Raw genomic sequence first — 19440 nt, 5'->3', positions numbered from 1 at the left:
ATATTATATTGAATTAATTATAAATACCAATGGCGATTATGTATCACTATCAAACCATTCTACACGATACAAATCGCGACGACGATCTAGATAATTCCTAACAGAACCTTCATTTTGAAGTTTAGTCAGTTTATCTAAATCTAGGTCTACGATCAGCGTCATTTCCGTATTTGGTGTGGTTTCCGACACAATAGCATCGTGGGGGAATGCAAAGTCGCTAGGTGAAAATACCGCAGTTTGACCATATTGAATATCAACATTGTCTACTTTGGGTAAGTTACCCACGCTACCCGCAATGGCCACATAGCATTCGTTTTCAATGGCGCGGGCTTGAGCACAGCGTCTAACGCGTAAATAGCCGTTTTTGGTATCTGTCCAAAAAGGAACAAATAAAATCTGCATTTCTTGTTCAGACAACAACCGCGCAAGTTCAGGAAATTCCACGTCGTAACATATTAGTACCCCGATTTTCCCGAAATCAGTATCGAACACTTTAAGGCTATTACCACCTTTCATTATCCAATCTTTCTTTTCGTGTGGAGTAAGGTGTAATTTGTACTGACTCTCTATGGTGCCATCGCGCTTACAGATATAACTAACGTTATACAGTTCGTCTTCTTCTACCACAGGCATGGAGCCGGCAATAATAGTGATATTGTACGACACAGCAAGGTGCGAAATGGAAGTCAGAATTTCATCGGTATAGGTGGCTAAGTGCCATATTGCATCAATTGAAGTATCAGACGGGCTCAGCCCCATTAACGGTGCGTTAAAAAATTCAGGAAACAATGCCACATCGCAGGAATAATCCGATAACGCGTCTACGAAATATTCAACTTGCTGAAGGAGTTCTTCTACATTGTTGAAGTAACGCATTTGCCATTGAATACATCCAATACGCGCACTCGATTTCCGGCCAGTAATAAGCGACGGATTGTTTGGTTCATAATAGATATTGTGCCATTGCAGAAGCGTTGCATAGCCTTTCGATGCTTCGTCTTCGGGTAAATAGGCACTGAGAACCTGTTTTACTTCAAAGCCATTAGATAGCTGAAAAGTAAGGATAGGATCGTAAATGTCTTTAGATTTAACCTGTTCAATGTATTCATAGGGCGACAGTTCTTTTGCGTAATTCTTATAAGTAGGAATACGACCGCCAGCCATAATTGACTTCAAGTTCAGGTTTCTACATAACTCTTTGCGTGCCTCATACAAACGGCGGCCTAGTCTTAGCCCCCGATAGTCTGGGCACACAATAACTTCAACGCCATACAACACATCTCCATTTGGATCGTGAGTAGTAAGATAGGCATCACCAGTAATTTCATCGTAACTGTGTTTGTCGCCGAATTGGTCGTAATCCACAATGACAGAGATTGCGAAGGCCACCACCTTACCTTTGTCTTCAATACAAATTTGACCTTCTGGGAAAGTGGTTACTTGGGCTTTGAAGTTGTTATAAGGCCAAGCGCCTCCAACGTTCGCATACACGTTATCCATCAACGCTTTAACGTCGCTGTAATCATCTAGGCGCAAGTTACGTAGCGCTAGATGATGTTCGGTTTCTTCGATGACTGTTTGATCCTGACTCATGCCTTTACCACCAGTGGTTGTTTTTTATATTTGAGCATAATTATTTCCGTGGGGCTAACGGTATTCATTCTTGTTTGACCAAGTATTTAAAGCAAGTTTTATTCCCATTAAAACCAATGTGTTACAACTAGCGTGATTGTGCCTTTCACAATTGTACGTAAACTGTGCATTTATTGCTTGCTGCACCTGTCACTTAAGCGTATAAACCTGCATCCGTTTACGTGCGCCACTGCTGCGCAAAGCCAAAAATTAATCATGGAACGTTTCTCGTTAGATTTACCTTCACCTCTTTATGTTTTTGATGAAAACTACTTCAGTGGTATTGTCAGCGATTTACTCGAAAAGGGCTTTAGTATAAGGCCTTTAGGCGTACCAGAGTTTGTTATAGATGCACTGGTCGCTTGCCAAGATACCCTGTCTAAGCAAGCATATCGGCGCGCGGGCATTGGTCGGGCTGAGCAATTTCAACACCAAGAAAAAGTCAGAAGCGATGAGATATGCTGGATAGACGGCACCTCCTCGGAAGGGCGATTGTGGCTAGATTGGTGTGAGGCCTTACGGCTGTATATTAATCGCCATTTATTCATGGGGTTATTCTCATTCGAGAGCCACTTTGCCTGTTACGCACCCGGTAATTTTTACAGACGTCATCTAGATGCTTTCAAAGGTGAAAGCAATAGAATGTTATCGGTGGTGACCTATTTGAATGATGATTGGCAAACTACTGATGGTGGCGAGTTAGTATTATATACCAATGAAAAAGATGACCTTGGCGTGAGGGTGTTACCTGAAAAAGGCACCATTGCCATTTTTCTTAGTGAGGATTTTCCGCACGAGGTTCTCACCGCAAAACGCGAGCGGCACTCAGTTGCGGGGTGGTTTAGGTTGAATACCAGTATTAATGAAAATATTGATCCACCAAAGTAATTCACCTATGGCTAAACCCTTGCTTCTAATGCTAGTATCAAGACGATAAGTCAAAAGTATAATTCCCAAGTGATGCAGTTACTGTTAAACCCCAACAGTAGATTATTGACTTATTATATCGTAGATAGTTAAACCCTCCATTTAACAGATGTGGTAACTACGATAAGTCTTAGGGACAAGAAAAAAGTGATTGGTTGAATGTTGGAAAAAATTCCTGCCCCCACCTCAAAAGAGGATTTGCGCGTTCTGGTTATCGACAACCAGGGTTTAGTGCACGATGTTGTAGCCTCTGCGTTGCATGCTATTGGTATCAAACATGTTGTGAGTGCATTTAATGCCTTTCACGCTATTCGTTTGTGTGAAGAAAAGCGTTTTGATTTTGTGCTGCTTGCATTCAATGTTAGTCACGACAAAGATGGTTTTCATTTATTTGAAGAGCTTAGACATTTAAATCATATCAATGACACCACAACGGTTATCTTTCTAAGTGCTGAAACATCGCCAGAATTGGTTAATTGTATAGTTGAATTACAGCCTGATGATTTTTGGGTGAAACCGCTAAAGCCAAGTAGTATCGAGTCTCGTTTAAATTATTTACTTCAGATACGCTATAAACTTCATAAAATGATGCACTGCATGAAGGTCGGTGACTATTCTACTGCAATGTACTATGCCGAGCGTCAATTAAAAGATGTGTCACTGTCTGACTATCATCCTAGAATTAGGCGCCTTATTGGTGAGTGTTTGCTGCAATTACGTGACTATGAAACCTCTGAAAATTACTACCGTGAACTTCTGCAAACCATGGATCATGCTTGGGTTCATATTGGCTTAGCTCGTTCCTTGTTACGTCAGGATGAATTGGAAGAAGCGCAATCTATGGTTGAAGATTTATTACTTCGTCCAGATACCCGTTTTTTAACCTATGACCTGTTGGCACAGTACTTTATTGAGAAAGAACAATTTGAGTTAGCTTACGAACAAATGAAAGAAGCGAGTAAGTTAGCGCCTCGTAACATTGAACGTAATAAGCGGTTGTGGGATTTGGCACGGCTTAACCACGACAAAGTAGGTCAATTGTCGGCGGTACAAAATATGGCGAAGTTTGCCAAAAATTCTATTCATGACTCACCTGAGCTTGCTTTGAATGTAATTCGTTCAACTATCGACTTAGCCACTAGCCTTGGTGCAGGGGAGGGTGATAGATACATACAACGTGCACAAAATGATCTCGAAGAGATAAGTCAGCAAAAAGGGGTTCAAATCCAACTTGGTGATCAAATAGATGTAATTAAAGCGCGTATGTTGTGCCTTCGAAATCAAAAGAAGTCTGCTGAAGAAATCATGAACGCCAGTTCAGTGCACACCACTGGGCAATCGATGGAAGATAACTTAGACAAAATGAAAGCCTTTCATGAGCTAGGCATGCGTGAGCAGTGCATTAGTATTTTAGAAAAGCTTAAAACGCAAATTGAAGGTGATACGTTTTCTTCGCAAGTCGTCGACGAATATCTCAAGCAAGAATCTATTGAACGAACCGAGATACAATTCACGACTAAAGAATTGAAGAACATGGCTACGGTTCACTATAAAGAGAACCGGTTGCAGCCTGCCTACAATAATTTGCGACAAGCACTGACTATTTCGCCCAAAGATAAACAAATAGCATTGAGTTTGATGAAAGTGTTGCTTCAAATGCACAGCACCCAACCATTGAATGATGAGCAATTGGAAGTGGTCACACTGGCAGCACGCATGTTAACTAACGAAAAGTTATCAGCTTCACAAGCAGACAAGCGCGATCAGTATATTGATAAGTTAGGGCTTGAGGTAGAAGCGCCTCACGATAAGGAAGCCTTGGGCGTTCTTGGTCACCCAACAGCATAAATGAATACGTTGGACAGCGAGTCTTGCTGGGTATAGTTTGCCTGCATTAACTAAATAGTGCGCAAATACTCGAATATAAAGCAGATATAAAAAAGGGATGGTTTTTAAACCATCCCTTTTTTTAGTTTTAAACCGCCCGCGTTTATGTGTGGCGGTTACGTTTGATGAGTTTACTTAGCTGAACGGCGGCGAAAGGTTAGAACACCAGCCATTAGTGCTAAGATGAAGCCCATAGAACCACCTGAATCGTTATCATCTTCAACTACATCATCACCTTCATCTGGTAATTCTGCTTCTAAGTTGAAGGTTGCAATGAACGGGTCGTGATCTGAGCTACGGAATGGACCTACATCAGTAAATGCATATCCGTCTTCATCAGCGTAATAGGTCAGCGCTTGATCATACTGGAATTGGTAAACTTCAGGAGAGTTAATACTCCAATGTGCACCATCTACCGCATCAGCAAGCATGGTTTCACTTGCTAGCACATGGTCTAAGCTACCTACTTGCTCTGTACCGTAGAACCAGTAAGAGTAACCTTCAGCATCAAACTCTTCTGCAAGATTTACGTAACCATAATTAGCCGTTACTTCTACAGAGGCACCATCGTCCATACCTGTATTTGCTGCGGTCATTACCGTGTAGCCTTGGGTTTCAGCGGTGTAGTCGGTAAGTACTGCAACCGGATCTTCAGCACTGTACGAGTTCAAGTCACCTAATACTAGAATACGCTCAGGTAAGCTTTCATCGCTTAATGCTTCACCTAGTGTAATAGCAGCAGATACACGAAGTGCATTACAGCTGCCTTGTATGGTATCCGTTTCACTGACTGCTTCAGCAAGATCTTCACCACACTCTGAACCTTTAGATTTAAAGTGGTTAACGGCAACAGCAAAGGTTTTACCACTTTCAATGTGGGCGAACGATTGAATTAAAGAAGGGCGCATTTGTGCAACGCTGTCTTCATCAATTTGCTGAATTGGCATGTCTACTACTTGTGCATCACCTTCAGGCGTCACAATAGATGCGCGGTATAACAAGCCAACGGTAATAGCATCAGTACCAATTTCTGTGCTATCAGCAGTGCTGATAAATGAATACTGTTCAGTATCGGCAAGTTCAGCGTTTACCGCAGCCACTAGGCTAACAATAGCACTGTCATCGCCAAATCCATCGTTTTCAATTTCCATTAAGCCAACAACGTCAGCGTTCAAGCCTACAATGGCTTCAACGATACGGGCTTCTTGTAATGCGAATTCAGTTTCGTCTTCTGCGCCACGGTTTGCATCGAAATCGAAGGTTACATCGCCGTTAGCATCAACTTCGCCATTGAAGTAGTTCAATACGTTGAAGGTAGCAATCGATAAGTTACCTTCAGTTACCACTGGGTTCGCTTCGCGAGTAGAAGTTACTGTAATCACTTCGGTAGGGTTAATTCTAAACGCACCGAAGCTATAATTTAGCGGGCCGCTTGCAGACACAGTATCACCAATACGAATAGCATTTGCATAGCTAAAGGTAGGGAAGTAGTTAATGGTGTCTGGGTAACTAGAACTGCTGTTATCTTCAATTTTAAGTAAGCTGGCTTCTGAGGCTGCAACTGCTTCAACGTATGCGTCTGAAAGTGGTGCTGCTACGTCGCTAGGCTGGCGTTTAACGCTGTCACTTACTTGAATTTCGCCGTAACGCCACAAATCGTTTGTGCTAGTTACCGTTGCATCAACAACAGAAGCTAGCATGCCTTCAAATGGCTCAAGAGAATAATCGTAAGGCATATCGATAGTCGTCATCAATACGTCATCGCTTGCGCCACAATCAAGTGCAGTCACATCGCTGTCTAAGTTAAGCGTAGTCATGCCGTAGTTTTCAACTACTTCACCGTATAGGCGAGCAACGTTACCTACCGCAATAGTAGTGCTACCGTTAACGAAAATACCTTCAGAAGTGGCATCATCTCCATCGCTATCCGCTGTTTCTTCTTGTAAGAAGAAACCGCCCGCACCCATGCCAGTAACAATGGCTTCAACAATATGACTGTTACCAACTTCTTCTGAAGCATCGCCACTACCTTGAATGGTACTAATAAGGGTTGCTGCGTCAGCACAAACACCTAGTTCAATAACTGGCTCTTCTGGTGGAACTTCATCATCACCGCCGCCTTCAGTACTAAAAGTAGCAACAGGGAAGGGCGTGGTGGCGGCTGCATTGGTTGCTGCATCATCTAGTGCGTCTACGCCACTGTAAGTCCAATTGTCAGAGGAGAAAGTCCCGCCATTAGCGACTGAACCGTCTTTTCGGTAAGCCCAACCGTCTAAGTATTCCCATGCTGTGCCGTTACCATCAACATTAATGTCACCGAAAGTATCAACAACGGCTTCATTTTCGAAAAGCTCTACCGCATCATCGCCATTTATACCCATGGCCGAAGTATCGTAGTCTGGTGCATAACCGAAAAATTCAGTAAAACCATCAATTTCAGATGCTACGTAAATATAACTACCCGCTGAGGCGCTATCTGCTGGGAAAGTAAATTCTACGCCATCAGTGCCGCCGCCATTGTTGGCAGAGCCAAGCCCGTAGACCGATAAATCTGGAATATCGTTTACAACGTAAAGTTCAACAGCTTTAGGAAGGCCGCCGGTAAGTGACGCATCAACAACACCGCTGATAACTAAGTCGCTGGCATTGGCCGAAAATGCAGTAAGAATACCTGCTGTTATAAGTGACAATGGAGTTTTCACTGGTTGTTTCCCTCTTAGGTCTTTTATTATTAGGTCTGTCAAAGCAGACCCTCTTTGTTATTGCTAGACCTAGCCTATAACTATAATGTCAACGCAGGAATGACTTAACGTTATTCAAGTTTATTTTTAATATGCATATATAAATCAGTGGGTTAGTTTATTCAAATAAGGTTATTTATGACATTGGCTCGTCATAAAAGGCATTTTGCATCTATAAATAACACTACAAAGAATAAAAATTTTTCAGTGCACACTTGTTATCGCTAGACGATAAATACCCGCGTTACGTGTTTTTTAGCGCATCGCAAAACCAACTGTGGTCATCAATAACTTGCTTTGCATAATGATTAGCACTAGTAATTAGCGCACTATTAGTATGGTGGTTTAACGCTTTTACAGCACTTTTCGCAAAGCGTGTACTTCGCCTGTCACCACGACAATGGGCTAACGCAAGCGTATAGCCGCACAGTTTAGCGAAATAACCAAAGTCTCCGTTTCGCGCTTTATTTCCCATACCAATATCATGAGGGTCTAGTCCTACTTTGGCGTGGTGGCGTGAGCGAATTAACCAGTGTGCATTGTCCCAAATAACCTCATCGAGCAATAAATCTGGACGGCGCTGCATTCGTCGTTGGCTGCGTGCGGTCAGATGAGCAGGGTTCAATCGATTCACCGGGCACACATTATCGAAGTAGAATAAGGGCGCGGCTTTGCGCTGTTGTTTTACCTCAACAATGTGACAATAACGAAAGCTTTGTGCGTTATGCGGCTTTTTGGGGCCAACTAAGAAATAGAAGCGGCGCATATTTACCGAACCGGTTCCGGCATTTTCTCTGCTGGTGATATCAACAATGTCATCATCCATATAGGGGGCGAATGCCGCTAACACCTGTTGATGTTCTGCTGGGCTCAGCGGCGTATATTTATCGGTAATGTGTTTAAATTTCAGGCCATCCTGCGTTAAATGAACCGCTTTAGCTAGCGCACTTTTAGATTCGAACTTTTCGCCGCAAGACGAACGTTCCAATGCTTTGCGATAGAATTTTTTCAATTTTCCATCAGGCTCTTGTTCCATAGCTTCATTGATAACTGTCGCATCTTCAGTCACGCGTTGACATGTAGCCACGTATTCCTGAAGGAATAGGTATTGGGCGTGATTAACCTGGTGGGTGTCTACTGCTGGTTTTAACGGGCCTGGCATGTCTATCAAAAAGCGGCCTTCAGAAATACCTTTGCAATGGGTTTCTACCAGAGACAGTGAAGTAAGATAGCGAAGAATATCCCAATGTGCATAGCCAACACAGGCATCGTCAAAATCGTTCGGCGTAAAAATAACGGTGTCGCCGTGTGAGCCTTCCTCAGTAAGAAAACCAAAATTAGACGTATGGCAATCACCCATTACACTGGTGAGTGACATCGAAAAGCATGCCTCTGGCACTGGTAAGTGGCGATTTGCTAGGTCTGCATAAAATAGTTGTGCGCTACCGCGGTAAAATACAAATGGGCTTAAGGCCATTTTCAAATGTTTAGCTAAGTGGGGAGAAGGTAGGGTGCCGTCAATTTTAGCAATTTCTTGATTAAGAAATTTCGCGCGATCCATAACTGCCATGCCGTTGTAACAATGATGGCGTTAACATTACCTTTATTGGTTTTTGAATGCGAGGCTTGCGTGGGGAGGTGGAATGTGAGAAATTTCGCTTGTTCGGGATTTTTGCGATTAATTTATATTATTGATTGGTAAATTTGATTGAAACATTCAAAAATACCAATTAGTTTTTTTAAAAAAACCGCGCTATTCTTATCACCAGTTTCAACGAAGTCGATTTTGCACAACAGCAAAATGCTGGTAACAAAATGGGCTTTGTAATTTTTCGTACTGTTTGTATTTATAGACTAAAAGTCGTAGGTACAAAACAACACTCACTAAATGGAGAAAGTAAACATGGCATTAATTAACACTGCTATCAAACCGTTCAAAGCACAAGCATTTAAAGACGGCGAGTTCATCGAAGTAAGCAGCGAAGATATCAGCGGTAAGTGGGCAGTATTTGTTTTCTATCCAGCCGATTTCACGTTTGTATGCCCAACTGAGCTTGGCGACATTGCTGATAAGTACGAAGAGCTTCAGTCTCGTGGCGTAGAAGTATTCTCAGTATCTACTGATACTCACTTCACTCACAAAGCCTGGCACGATTCGTCTGACACTATCAACAAAATCAAGTTCGCAATGATTGGTGACCCAACGGGTGAAATCACTCGCAACTTCGATTGTATGCGTGAAACTATGGGTCTAGCTGACCGTGCAACATTTGTAGTTGACCCAGAAGGTATCGTGCAAGCGATGGAAATCACTTCTGAAGGTATCGGCCGTGATGCAGACGACCTAGTTCGCAAAATCAAAGCTGCTCAGTACGTTGCTTCTCACCCTGGTGAAGTTTGCCCAGCTAAATGGAAAGAAGGCGAAGCTACACTAGCTCCTTCTCTTGACCTAGTAGGCAAAATCTAAGCAACCGCTTAGCGCTTATAAGTAATTTATAAGCAAGTAATGGGAGTGGGTCTCCACTCCCTATCTAATAAATTTCCAATTCCTGCTTATGTTGTTAGCCTGAAAAATGGTTGGCGGGGATCGGCGTGTCGAAAATAAGGCAGACTACCGTGTTAACTAAAGAAATTTTACAAGCGTTGAAAGGCTATGCTGAGTCAATGCAGAAAAACGTAACCTTCGTCGTACAGACCGGTGAACACAGCAAGCGTGAAGAGCTTGTGTCGTTTCTGTCCGACATTGCTGGTGTAAGTGACAAACTAAGCCTTGAAGAGCGCGACACTAACGGTGTTTTACGCAGCTCAATCAGTTTTTTACTGGAAGCTGATGGTGAAGATACAGGCATTCGCTTTTCTGGTATTCCTGGCGGTCACGAATTTAACTCGCTTATCTTAGGTATGCTTCACGCATCAGGTACCGAGCTTAAAATTGATGACAGCGTAAAAGCGATTGTTAAAGGCGTTAAAGAAGAACTTAACTTTGAAGTATTTATCAGCTTAAGCTGCCATAACTGTCCAGAAGTCGTTCAAGCGCTTAACCAATTTGCACTACTTAATCCAAACATTACGTCTGAAATGATTGACGGTGGATTGTATCAAAACGTAGTAGCAGAACGTGATATTCAGGGCGTTCCAAGCGTTTACCTTAATGGTGAGCTATTCGCTAATGGTAAGGTGGATGCATCGGTGCTTATCGATAAACTTATCGAACGTGACCCATCGCTAAAAGAGGCGAACAAGGGTGAGTCGTTACCGCTACAAGACGTTACCGTAATTGGTGGTGGTCCAGCGGGCGTGGCATCAGCGATATACAGTGCACGTAAAGGTTTAAAAGTGACTGTGGTTGCCGATCGTTTCGGTGGTCAAGTGAAAGATACAATGGGTATTGAGAACCTAATCTCAGTATCTAAAACTACCGGCCCTGAGCTAGTAGGTAATTTAATGGAACACATGAACGATTATGATATTACGCTTAAAGAGCACGTTCGTGTTGATTCTGTAGAACAAGGCAATGTTAAAACTATTACGTTATCGTCTGGCGAACAAATTCGTACTCGTTCAATTATTGTTGCTACTGGCGCACGTTGGAGAGAACTTGGTGTGCCAGGTGAGAAAGAAAACGTAGGTAACGGCGTGGCGTACTGCCCACACTGTGATGGTCCTTTCTTTAAAGGTAAAGACGTTGCAGTTATTGGTGGTGGCAATTCGGGTATTGAAGCGGCACTTGATTTAGCGGGTATTGTTAAATCGGTAACGGTTTTTGAATTTATGCCAGAACTTAAAGCAGACCAAGTACTGATTGACCAAGCTGAGAAACGTGAAAATATCACTATTATCAGAAACGCAGCGACGCATCAAATCACTGCTGAGAACGGAAAAGTTAATGCTATCGAGTATCAAGATCGCAATACCAATGAGATACACACTCTAGCGCTTTCAGGTGTGTTTGTACAAATTGGCCTAGTACCAAACAGTCAATTCATCGAAGGCGTGGTTGACATGAGCAAGTACGGCGAGATTGTAATTGATACGAAATGTAACACGTCTGCGCCAGGTATATTTGCAGCCGGTGACGTTACAACAGTACCTTACAAGCAAATCGTTATTTCAATGGGCGAGGGTGCAAAAGCGTCATTAGCAGCATTTGAATACTTGCTAAGCCACGAAGTCATAGAGATGGACGAAGAAACACAGGCAGCGTAAATATCTTTGTAATAATTAGCGCAATACATAGGGCCGACTTACTCAAGTAAGTCGGCCTTTTTTATGAAGTGAATTTCGCGCTATTTATCCTTAATGAAACATCAAATAGGAATAATTATTGTTTTCATTTGCTGCTGTTTTTTGGTAATTTATACATAACTTCAGCTGAGAAAAAACGCGAAGTAAAATCTCATAAGGCTACGCATCAAACCTGTTGGGTAACGGCTATTTTATCGGCTGCCGAGCGTTTAAACATTTCAGCACTAATAAAAATATATAAAGGTAAGTTATGTTCATGTTATTTGCCGCAAGCGGCCTTTCTTTAGCTTCTATGGCGGCAGTCTACCAAAGCTGGCGGCGTCAAACCGGCCCTATGCTGTATGTGGGGATAGGCGTTTGGCTTTTGTCCTCTATAGCGTGGTCACACTCTGTAGGTTGGGAATTTGGTGTGGTTTACGCGCTGTGTTTACCTGGATTATTAGTGTGGCCTTTTATAGCAATGAATCAGTCACACACAGCTGTTCCGCAACAAATCCCCCAGCCCAGAAAACTAGACTTTTCTCTTCGCACATTAATTCAGCATGCTTTGCACTACATCGTAGTTTTGCTGCTGTTACTGGTATTTAGCGTCGTTGCATCACTAGCGATTTGTGCACTATTACCGATGGATATAACAGGGCAGTTAGCTACCTGTATGGTGATATCACCCATCATTTGGGGGCTTGCAGTTTACCACTACCTAGCTACATCGAAAAAAATTAAAACGGTTGGCGGCTATCTTGTAGCAACAGCAGTAAGTGTAGCAATACTGATGGCAATGCCAATTTAGGAATAAAAATGAAAAAAGCAACAAAACAGTCAGCGCTAAATGCACACAGTTGGGTAGGCGTATTTTTAAGTGTATTGCTCTTTTTAGTGTGCTTGTCAGGCACTATTGCTGTATTCCATTTAGAATTTGAACGCTGGGAACAACCGCATATTCCCGAGTTTAAAACCGTCGAGGATGGGGCAGTTGAAAAGGCGATGGATAGCTTTTTAGCTAAACACCCTGAAAAAACAGATCATTTATTTGTGGTGCTCCCGACATCAGGTATTCCAAGGTTAGTGGTAGAAAACGATCATGCTGCTTATTTCGCTGATGCGCAGGGAAATTTGCTTGAGAAGGAAAGCGTGTCTTTTACTCAAATGTTAGTGGACTTGCATCTATATCTTAACCTACCCAATAGTTGGGGCATGATATTGGTCAGTGCTTTAGGGGCTATTATTTGTACCCTTATTATTACAGGTATCATTGCACACAAACGGTTGACGCGAGATGCTTTCAAAATGCGCCGTGGCGGCAATGGTCAACAAAGCCAAATTGATTTGCACAATCGCTTTGGCCTTTGGGCGTCACCATTTCATTTAGTCATTGCAATAACAGGGGCCTATTTTGGTTTAGCCGGTATCGTACTGGTGCTAGTGGCACAATTAAATTATGGCGGTGACAGGGATGCGGTAATAAACCAAGTATTTACCCCCGATCCAGTCATTGAAGCGCAAGAGGGTAAACCAGCGATAGGTAAAGCCATCGCGAAAATGGAAACCATAGCCCCAGAAAACCCGCTTATATTTGTGACTGTTCACGAGGTGAACAAACCTGAACAGTTCATTGAAATTTATGCACAAGTACCAGGGCGAATGATATACGGTGAAGCATATCGATTTGATACCGCAGGTAATTATTTAGGCACTGCCGGTTACGACGATGGCGCATGGGGTAAGCAATTGTTGTGGGCTGTTTATCGCCTTCACTTTGGCGACTTTGCAGGAATACCGAGTAAAGTACTGTATTTTGTTTTGGGTATCATGCTAACCATGCTGTGCGTATCGGGAATGGAAGTGTGGTTATCTAAAAAAGCGCATCCTGTGTTGGCCACGCGTTTGTGGTATTGCACGGTGTGGGGCAGTGTGAGTGCATTGGCGTTCACGGCAATAGCAGATATGTTCTTTTCAGGTTCCTTAATTGCAATATTCTGGGGAATAATGGTGCTAAATGTAGCACTTACAGTGGCCATAAAGCGGCTTACCAAACCAGTGTGGCTGATAATTTCAGGTATCAGTGTGTTATTGCTTTTATTTATTTATAGCGCTGTGAACGGGGAACATGCACTTTCGGTGGCATCGTTGCAATTAAACATACCCATGCTCATTTATGTAATATGGAGTATTTTTCGAGGCAACACTTTGCTTAAGCGTGAAACCCTATTGTCGGATTTTCAAAAAGAAAATCAAACAACAACGCAAAATGGCAATGGCAACAAGAGCACATCAGTATCGACTGAAACGCAATCGCCAATGGCTTAATACACTGTACAAACACGACTGCATTGGTAGCGTTAGCTAATACAGCGTGGCTTTTACTTAGGTTAAATAACCAAAATGTGAAAGCCGCGCTTTTTTGTGTCTAACTTTTGTTTTTTTCCTAAACCTTCAGCTTAATCTGCATCTCAGCCTTCACAGTTATCTCCATCCTCATTTTTACTTTCCTCTTAATCAAATCACTTACTCTTTTAATAAAGGTTTATCTACCTATAGCGTTTAAACATATTGAATAATCACCAATCTGAATTTAACCCTAGGGTAAGAACATGCTATTGCTACGGTTCTATATTTAGATGGAATTAAAAGGGTAGCGCATGCGAATTATACTAATCATCGCTTTATTGTCAGTGACGGGATATTTACTGTTTTGGCCCGTGCCGGTTGAACCTGTAGCTTGGGATGCGCCAGAAAATAAAGGTTACAGCGGCGTTCACCTTACTAACGACTCACTATCCCTTTCTGATAGCCTTTCCCTTGGCAACGAATTCGGCCCAGAAGATTTTGCTCTGCGAAGTGATGGTATTATTGCCACGGCCACGCATTCTGGCACTATCATGCTATTAGCACCCAACGATACCCACTTTACACCTTGGGTTAACACGGGCGGGAGGCCGCTGGGGTTGGAGTTCGATGCCAGCGATAATCTTATTGTGGCAGATGCTTATCTGGGGTTACTTTCTATTTCGCCATCGGGTGATATAACCTTGCTAACTGATACTGTTGATGGCACGCCCATAGTGTACGCTGACGATGTGGATGTGGCAGAAAATGGCATGATATATTTTTCTGACGCCACCACTAAATTTAGTGCAAAAGCCTATGGCGGAACACTTAGCGGCAGCTTGTTAGAAATTTTAGAGCACAAAGGTAATGGCCGATTACTCGCGTACAATCCAAATACCAACGTCACTACTGTTTTAATGGATGGGTTAGTCTTTGCCAATGGGGTTGCTATCAGCCATAACCAGCAATATGTTTTGGTGAACGAAACAGGTAGCTACCAAGTGTTACGTTACTTCATTGCTGGGCCCAAAATAGGTTTGGTGGATGTGTTCATCGATAACTTACCCGGCTTTCCCGATAATATTGCCACAGCACCCGACGGTGGCTACTGGGTAGGGTTTGCTTCCCCGCGTTCCGCCTCGTTAGACGATTTATCAAACTCTCCTTTTTTGCGTAAAGTAGTACAGCGGTTGCCTGCATCACTGCGCCCTAAAGCAAAAGCCTACGGCCATGTTATAAAATTAAATAAACAAGGCAAAGTGACAAGTGATTTACAAGACCCAAGTGGAAATTATCCGCTTACAACAGGGGTGTTAGAAACGACAGATATGCTATACATTAGCAGCCTAACTGCCTCGTATGTGGCGGTGGTTGAAAAAGCAAATTTACCAAAGGGAGAGGATGAATGAAGCGTAATTTACCTATAATGCTAACTGTTATTTTAGGTGTTTTTGGCAGTTTTTCTATTGCTTATGCCCCAGATACTTTTGCGGTTAATAAGAACGACACTGACAAAGTGATTTCTGGCGACAGTTTCAAAACACACGTGATCCCACAGGTCAAAGCAGCCATTGATGAAGGCGAGGGCTGGATATTCTATAGCTACCACAATGATGAAACCTTTGGTACAAGCCAATCACTTGCGGGTATGGCGGTTATTAAGCCCGGTGTAGAGATTCACCCACCTCACGAACATAGTGATGAAGAGTTTCTATTGGTGACTCAGGGAAGTGGGGAGTGGAGCGTTGAAGGTGAAATATTTAAGGCTAATACCGGCGACATGCTATACGCAGCCCCTTGGGATGAACACGGGGTGAAAAATACCGGAGAAGTAGACTTAATCTTTGTGGTATTTAAGTGGCACAGCAAAGGTATTGCTGTGCCTACAAAAAGTACGCTTAAAACCGACTGACAGTCCAGGTAGCAGAACTCAAGTGGCCGATATCAGACAACAGGTTTAACTAACCTAGCTAACTGATATTCGCCCCGAGGCTTACTACAAAGAAGGGCAGAATGAGTCGCAACAGCGAAACTAGCGTTTCGCTGTTGGCTTCCCTCTTCGCTGTGAGCTTGGCGTATTCTGTCCACGATTTTGCCCGCCGCTTTTACCGCCGTTTCTGTTCTCAGTTTTATTCCCACCTCTATTTTCGCTAGAAGCGCCAGCAGTATTGTTTTTACCTCGGGCTTTACGTTGAAAACTTGGCGGCAAGCCAGTATGTTTCGTTAACCCACGTTCTCCATTTCTGCCTTTCGCCGCTTTTTTGCGTTTCTCATCTGCGGTTTCCGGCGGCACCAAGTGCTGAGCTCCACGGCCTATTAAATCTTCACGGCCCATACGCTTTAGGGCTTCACGAATTTGCGCGAAGTTTTTAGGATCGTGATATCGAAGCATAGCTTTGTGCAAGCGTCGGTGTATTTCACCCTTAGCCGAAGGCACGTCTTCACTGTCTTTTGTTACCTTGCGAAGTGAATTTACTTCGGTGTGGTACATAGTCGTTGCTGTGGCCATTGGTGAAGGATAGAAGTTCTGCACTTGATCGAGCTTAAACTTATTCTCTTTCAGCCAAATCGCCAAATTCAACATATCGTCGTCTGTGGTGCCTGGGTGCGAGGCAATAAAGTACGGAATAAGATATTGTTTCTTACCCGCTTCTTGCGAATATTTATCGAACAACTCTTTAAAGCGGTAATAGCTGCCCATACCCGGCTTCATCATTTTAGATAATGGGCCGTCTTCGGTGTGCTCTGGGGCTATCTTCAAATAGCCGCCAACGTGATGTAGCGCTAACTCTTTTACGTACTCAGGATCTTCTACCGCCAAGTCGTAACGAACACCAGAAGCGATAAGCACTTTCTTCACGCCGGGTAATTCACGAGCACGACGGTACAAATCGATGGTCGGCTTATGATCGGTATCCATATGTGCACAAATGCTTGGGTATACACAAGATGGACGACGACACGTAGCTTCGGCTTTAGGGCTCTTACAGCGCAAACGATACATATTTGCCGTAGGGCCACCTAAGTCTGAAATAACACCGGTAAACCCAGGTACGGTATCGCGAATTTCTTCAATTTCACGAATAATCGAGTCTTCAGAGCGGCTTTGAATAATTCGCCCTTCATGTTCTGTAATAGAACAGAAGGTACAACCGCCGTAACACCCGCGCATAATATTGATACTGAACTTAATCATATCGTAGGCGGGTATAGTGGCATCGCCATAAACAGGGTGGGGTACACGCTGATAAGGAAGGTCGAATACCGCATCCATTTCCTCTGTTTCTAAAGGCATGGCGGGTGGGTTTATCCAAATATGTCTATCGCCATGGCGCTGCATTAATGCACGGGCACAACCAGGGTTAGTTTCTTGGTGCAAAATACGCGACGTATGAGCGTATAAGACTTTGTTATCTTTTACTGTTTCGTACGCTGGGAGCTTAACGTATACATTTTCCCAAGGCTTGCGGCGTTCCGGAGGCTGTATCACGACGGGCGCGGCTTCAGGCGCTTCGCTGTTTGCTTTATCTTTATCTTGTGAGTCGCACTCAGGCTCCATTTGATAAGGGCTTGAGATAGGCTCGATTTTACCGGGGCGATCTAACGAGGTTGAGTCAACCCCTTGCCACTCAGGTAGTGCTTCTTTCACGATAATAGCGGTGCCACGAATGTCGCGCATTTCATCAATAGTTTCACCCGCCGCTAAGCGGTGGGTAACTTCAACCAATGGGCGCTCGGCATTGCCGAAAAATAGCATGTCTGCTTTGGAGTCGAACAATACTGAACGACGTACTTTTTCACTCCAATAATCGTAATGGGCGATACGGCGTAAGCTAGCTTCAATACCGCCGGCAATAACAGGCGTGCCTTTAAACGCTTCACGGCATCGTTGTGCGTATACGGTAACCGCGCGATCTGGGCGTTTGCCGCCAACATTACCTGCTGTATAGGCATCGTCATGACGAAGTTTTTTATCTGCCGTGTAGCGGTTGATCATGGAATCCATGTTGCCCGCCGTAACACCGAAGTATAAATTTGGCTTACCAAGGGTCATGAAGGCATCTTTGCTCGTCCAATCGGGCTGAGAAATGATACCTACACGAAAACCGTGGGCTTCAAGTACACGGCCAATAACTGCCATACCAAAGCTTGGGTGATCTACGTACGCATCACCAGTCACTAAGATAACGTCACAGCTGTCCCATCCTAGGGCATCCATTTCCTCTTTAGACATGGGAAGAAACGGCGCAGTACCAAGGCAGTGCGGCCAATATTTAGGATAAGAAAATAGACCGCGATCGGCCTTAATGGTGGCTTGCATAAGATTCACATATAGCAGAGAAAAAAAAGAATTAAGTAGGTCAGTACATCATCGTTCATATTGCTAATCGCAAATACAAAACTGCCTAGAGCCACTATAAATAGCCATAGGCGGGTATGAAATTGCTTAGAGCGAATATAAACATTGCAGACCGAGCTTTGATTATACCAGTACTCAGCAACCTAGGTATAGCGCTGTCGTTAAATTCACCGCCTTTGTTATACTGCATTGCTATATCAATTAGGATAATAACGAGAAAATGTATGGCTTACTGGCTATTTAAGACCGAACCCGATGCATTCAGCATTGATGATTTAAATTCACGGCCTGACCAAACAGAACCCTGGGACGGGGTGCGTAACTACCAAGCAAGAAACTTTTTGCGTGATAAGGTCGCTATTGGTGATCAGGTTTTCATCTATCATTCGAGTTGCAAAATAGTCGGTATTGCCGGGGTAGCAGAAGTAGTAAAGGCAGGTTACCCAGATGAAACCCAGTTTAACCCTGAATCCAATTACTACGACCCTAAATCTTCGCGTGAAAATCCGCGGTGGTTTCGGGTAGATGTAAAGTTTGTAGAAAAGTTTGAAAGCGTATTGCCGCTATCTGCCATTAAGGCAATGCCTAACATTACAGAAATAGGTTTGGTGAAAAAGGGGGGTAGGTTATCGATAATGCCTGTGAACGAAACAGAATGGCAGCAGCTATATACTACTGCCAAAATGAACTAAACCTGCTATATATAAGTAAATATTTATCTAAGATGCAGGCTGCGTTTAAGTTGTTGACTATACTCTATTTGCCTAACGCAAAACGAGTATCAGCATCTCTTAATAAATAAAGGGCAAAACACGCCGCCCACATTGGCCATGCAGCGAAAAATAACAAGTTATTGAAGGCATCAAAGTATTGTGCGAAAGCCGACAATGTAGACCCGCCGTGAAGTAAGAAAACGAAACCGTAGGTGTAACGCTTTGCAATACCGGCAACGAAAGCAAGAACCAGTGCCAACTGAAATGCACCTAAAATGTATACAGCTGTTTCTGGTACGCCACCAATTGAATAAAAATGTTGGAAAATTTTCATACTGTGCGCTGGGTTTACGAATTTATCTAATGTCCACACGAACATAACAATGAAAACAGAAACACGAAGGGCGAGTAGGGACCAACTGAGGCGATTGGAAATATCAGTGGTTTGTTGAGATTGCATTTTAACTCCTATTTATTTGTGTAGCGATAAAGAACGGGCGTTTTCATATTAAATTTCAAAAACTTTCATAGAAAAAAAATAAAAATGCTTATGAAATATTTTCAGCCGGGTGTCGGTCTTGTCGAGTAAGCAATCTTGTAAGGTAAA

At 43.2% G+C, this 19440-nt stretch carries 14 protein-coding genes; 9 read left to right on the top strand and 5 right to left on the bottom strand.

Annotated elements, in window-relative coordinates:
- Positions 1-36: 36 nt before the first annotated feature.
- The gene (locus ALT761_RS11290) at positions 37-1593 is read right to left on the bottom strand and encodes a bifunctional GNAT family N-acetyltransferase/carbon-nitrogen hydrolase family protein (RefSeq protein WP_129738767.1); all 1557 of its coding nucleotides are present in this window, start codon (positions 1591-1593) and stop codon (positions 37-39) included.
- Positions 1594-1848: 255 nt separating this feature from the next.
- Between ALT761_RS11290 and ALT761_RS11285 the strand changes: the two genes are divergently transcribed.
- Positions 1849-2520, top strand: coding sequence for a 2OG-Fe(II) oxygenase (locus tag ALT761_RS11285; protein ID WP_129738765.1), 672 nt, complete (start codon positions 1849-1851; stop codon positions 2518-2520).
- A gap of 198 nt (positions 2521-2718) precedes the next feature.
- Entirely contained in the window at positions 2719-4407 is a 1689-nt protein-coding gene (locus ALT761_RS11280; protein WP_129738763.1) for a response regulator, read from the top strand.
- 170 nt (positions 4408-4577) lie between these two features.
- On the opposite strand, the gene ALT761_RS11275 is transcribed toward ALT761_RS11280, so the two are convergent.
- Both ALT761_RS11275 and ALT761_RS11270 read right to left on the bottom strand, forming a co-directional pair.
- Complete coding sequence (locus ALT761_RS11275) at positions 4578-7148, bottom strand: ExeM/NucH family extracellular endonuclease (RefSeq protein WP_129738761.1); 2571 nt, start codon at positions 7146-7148, stop codon at positions 4578-4580.
- A 283-nt stretch (positions 7149-7431) separates the two neighbouring features.
- Positions 7432-8748: a DUF2252 family protein gene (locus ALT761_RS11270; protein ID WP_129738759.1), complete on the bottom strand. Its 1317-nt coding sequence runs from the start codon at positions 8746-8748 to the stop codon at positions 7432-7434.
- A gap of 342 nt (positions 8749-9090) precedes the next feature.
- Here ALT761_RS11270 and ahpC point away from each other — a divergent pair, with 342 nt between their 5' ends.
- The 6 genes from ahpC (at position 9091) to ALT761_RS11240 (ending at position 15672) form a co-directional block, all read left to right on the top strand.
- Entirely contained in the window at positions 9091-9654 is a 564-nt protein-coding gene (gene ahpC, locus ALT761_RS11265; protein WP_013783827.1) for an alkyl hydroperoxide reductase subunit C, read from the top strand.
- 149 nt (positions 9655-9803) lie between these two features.
- On the top strand, positions 9804-11393 hold the full coding sequence (gene ahpF / locus ALT761_RS11260; RefSeq protein WP_129738757.1) for an alkyl hydroperoxide reductase subunit F: 1590 nt from the start codon (positions 9804-9806) through the stop codon (positions 11391-11393).
- Positions 11394-11682: 289 nt separating this feature from the next.
- Positions 11683-12222: a hypothetical protein gene (locus tag ALT761_RS11255; protein WP_232043440.1), complete on the top strand. Its 540-nt coding sequence runs from the start codon at positions 11683-11685 to the stop codon at positions 12220-12222.
- Between the two features lie 8 nt (positions 12223-12230).
- The gene (locus tag ALT761_RS11250) at positions 12231-13739 is read left to right on the top strand and encodes a PepSY-associated TM helix domain-containing protein (RefSeq protein WP_129738755.1); all 1509 of its coding nucleotides are present in this window, start codon (positions 12231-12233) and stop codon (positions 13737-13739) included.
- Positions 13740-14071: 332 nt separating this feature from the next.
- A complete protein-coding gene (locus ALT761_RS11245) occupies positions 14072-15169 on the top strand; it encodes an SMP-30/gluconolactonase/LRE family protein (RefSeq protein ID WP_129738753.1) in 1098 nt (365 codons plus the stop codon).
- A complete protein-coding gene (locus ALT761_RS11240; RefSeq protein ID WP_129738751.1) occupies positions 15166-15672 on the top strand; it encodes a cupin domain-containing protein in 507 nt (168 codons plus the stop codon). The genes ALT761_RS11245 and ALT761_RS11240 overlap by 4 nt, the downstream gene beginning before the upstream one ends.
- 120 nt (positions 15673-15792) lie before the next feature.
- Here ALT761_RS11240 and ALT761_RS11235 read toward each other — a convergent pair whose 3' ends face one another.
- A complete protein-coding gene (locus ALT761_RS11235) occupies positions 15793-18081 on the bottom strand; it encodes a YgiQ family radical SAM protein (RefSeq protein ID WP_129738749.1) in 2289 nt (762 codons plus the stop codon).
- Positions 18082-18344: 263 nt separating this feature from the next.
- Between ALT761_RS11235 and ALT761_RS11230 the strand changes: the two genes are divergently transcribed.
- Positions 18345-18812 (top strand): EVE domain-containing protein, encoded by a 468-nt coding sequence (locus ALT761_RS11230; protein WP_129738747.1) that lies wholly within the window; start codon positions 18345-18347, stop codon positions 18810-18812.
- Positions 18813-18876: 64 nt separating this feature from the next.
- Here the strand turns inward: ALT761_RS11230 and ALT761_RS11225 are convergent, their stop codons facing one another.
- A complete protein-coding gene (locus ALT761_RS11225; protein WP_129738745.1) occupies positions 18877-19293 on the bottom strand; it encodes a hypothetical protein in 417 nt (138 codons plus the stop codon).
- Between the last annotated feature and the right edge of the window lie 147 nt (positions 19294-19440).

Origin of the sequence: Alteromonas sp. 76-1, assembly GCF_900654235.1 — a bacterium.
GTDB classification, from domain to species: domain Bacteria; phylum Pseudomonadota; class Gammaproteobacteria; order Enterobacterales; family Alteromonadaceae; genus Alteromonas; species Alteromonas naphthalenivorans.
Note: the sequence above shows the minus strand (reverse complement) of the source record. Positions and strands in the feature narration are given on the sequence as shown.

Coding starts and splice junctions, on each gene's coding strand:
- ALT761_RS11255 (WP_232043440.1), top strand. CDS start 11,683: ATGTTCATGTTATTTGCCGCAAGCGGCCTTTCTTTAGCTTCTATGGCG.
- ALT761_RS11250 (WP_129738755.1), top strand. CDS start 12,231: ATGAAAAAAGCAACAAAACAGTCAGCGCTAAATGCACACAGTTGGGTA.
- ALT761_RS11285 (WP_129738765.1), top strand. CDS start 1,849: ATGGAACGTTTCTCGTTAGATTTACCTTCACCTCTTTATGTTTTTGAT.
- ALT761_RS11270 (WP_129738759.1), bottom strand. CDS start 8,748: ATGGATCGCGCGAAATTTCTTAATCAAGAAATTGCTAAAATTGACGGC.
- ALT761_RS11245 (WP_129738753.1), top strand. CDS start 14,072: ATGCGAATTATACTAATCATCGCTTTATTGTCAGTGACGGGATATTTA.
- ALT761_RS11240 (WP_129738751.1), top strand. CDS start 15,166: ATGAAGCGTAATTTACCTATAATGCTAACTGTTATTTTAGGTGTTTTT.
- ALT761_RS11290 (WP_129738767.1), bottom strand. CDS start 1,593: ATGAGTCAGGATCAAACAGTCATCGAAGAAACCGAACATCATCTAGCG.
- ALT761_RS11280 (WP_129738763.1), top strand. CDS start 2,719: ATGTTGGAAAAAATTCCTGCCCCCACCTCAAAAGAGGATTTGCGCGTT.
- ahpC (WP_013783827.1), top strand. CDS start 9,091: ATGGCATTAATTAACACTGCTATCAAACCGTTCAAAGCACAAGCATTT.
- ALT761_RS11235 (WP_129738749.1), bottom strand. CDS start 18,081: ATGCAAGCCACCATTAAGGCCGATCGCGGTCTATTTTCTTATCCTAAA.
- ALT761_RS11225 (WP_129738745.1), bottom strand. CDS start 19,293: ATGCAATCTCAACAAACCACTGATATTTCCAATCGCCTCAGTTGGTCC.
- ALT761_RS11230 (WP_129738747.1), top strand. CDS start 18,345: ATGGCTTACTGGCTATTTAAGACCGAACCCGATGCATTCAGCATTGAT.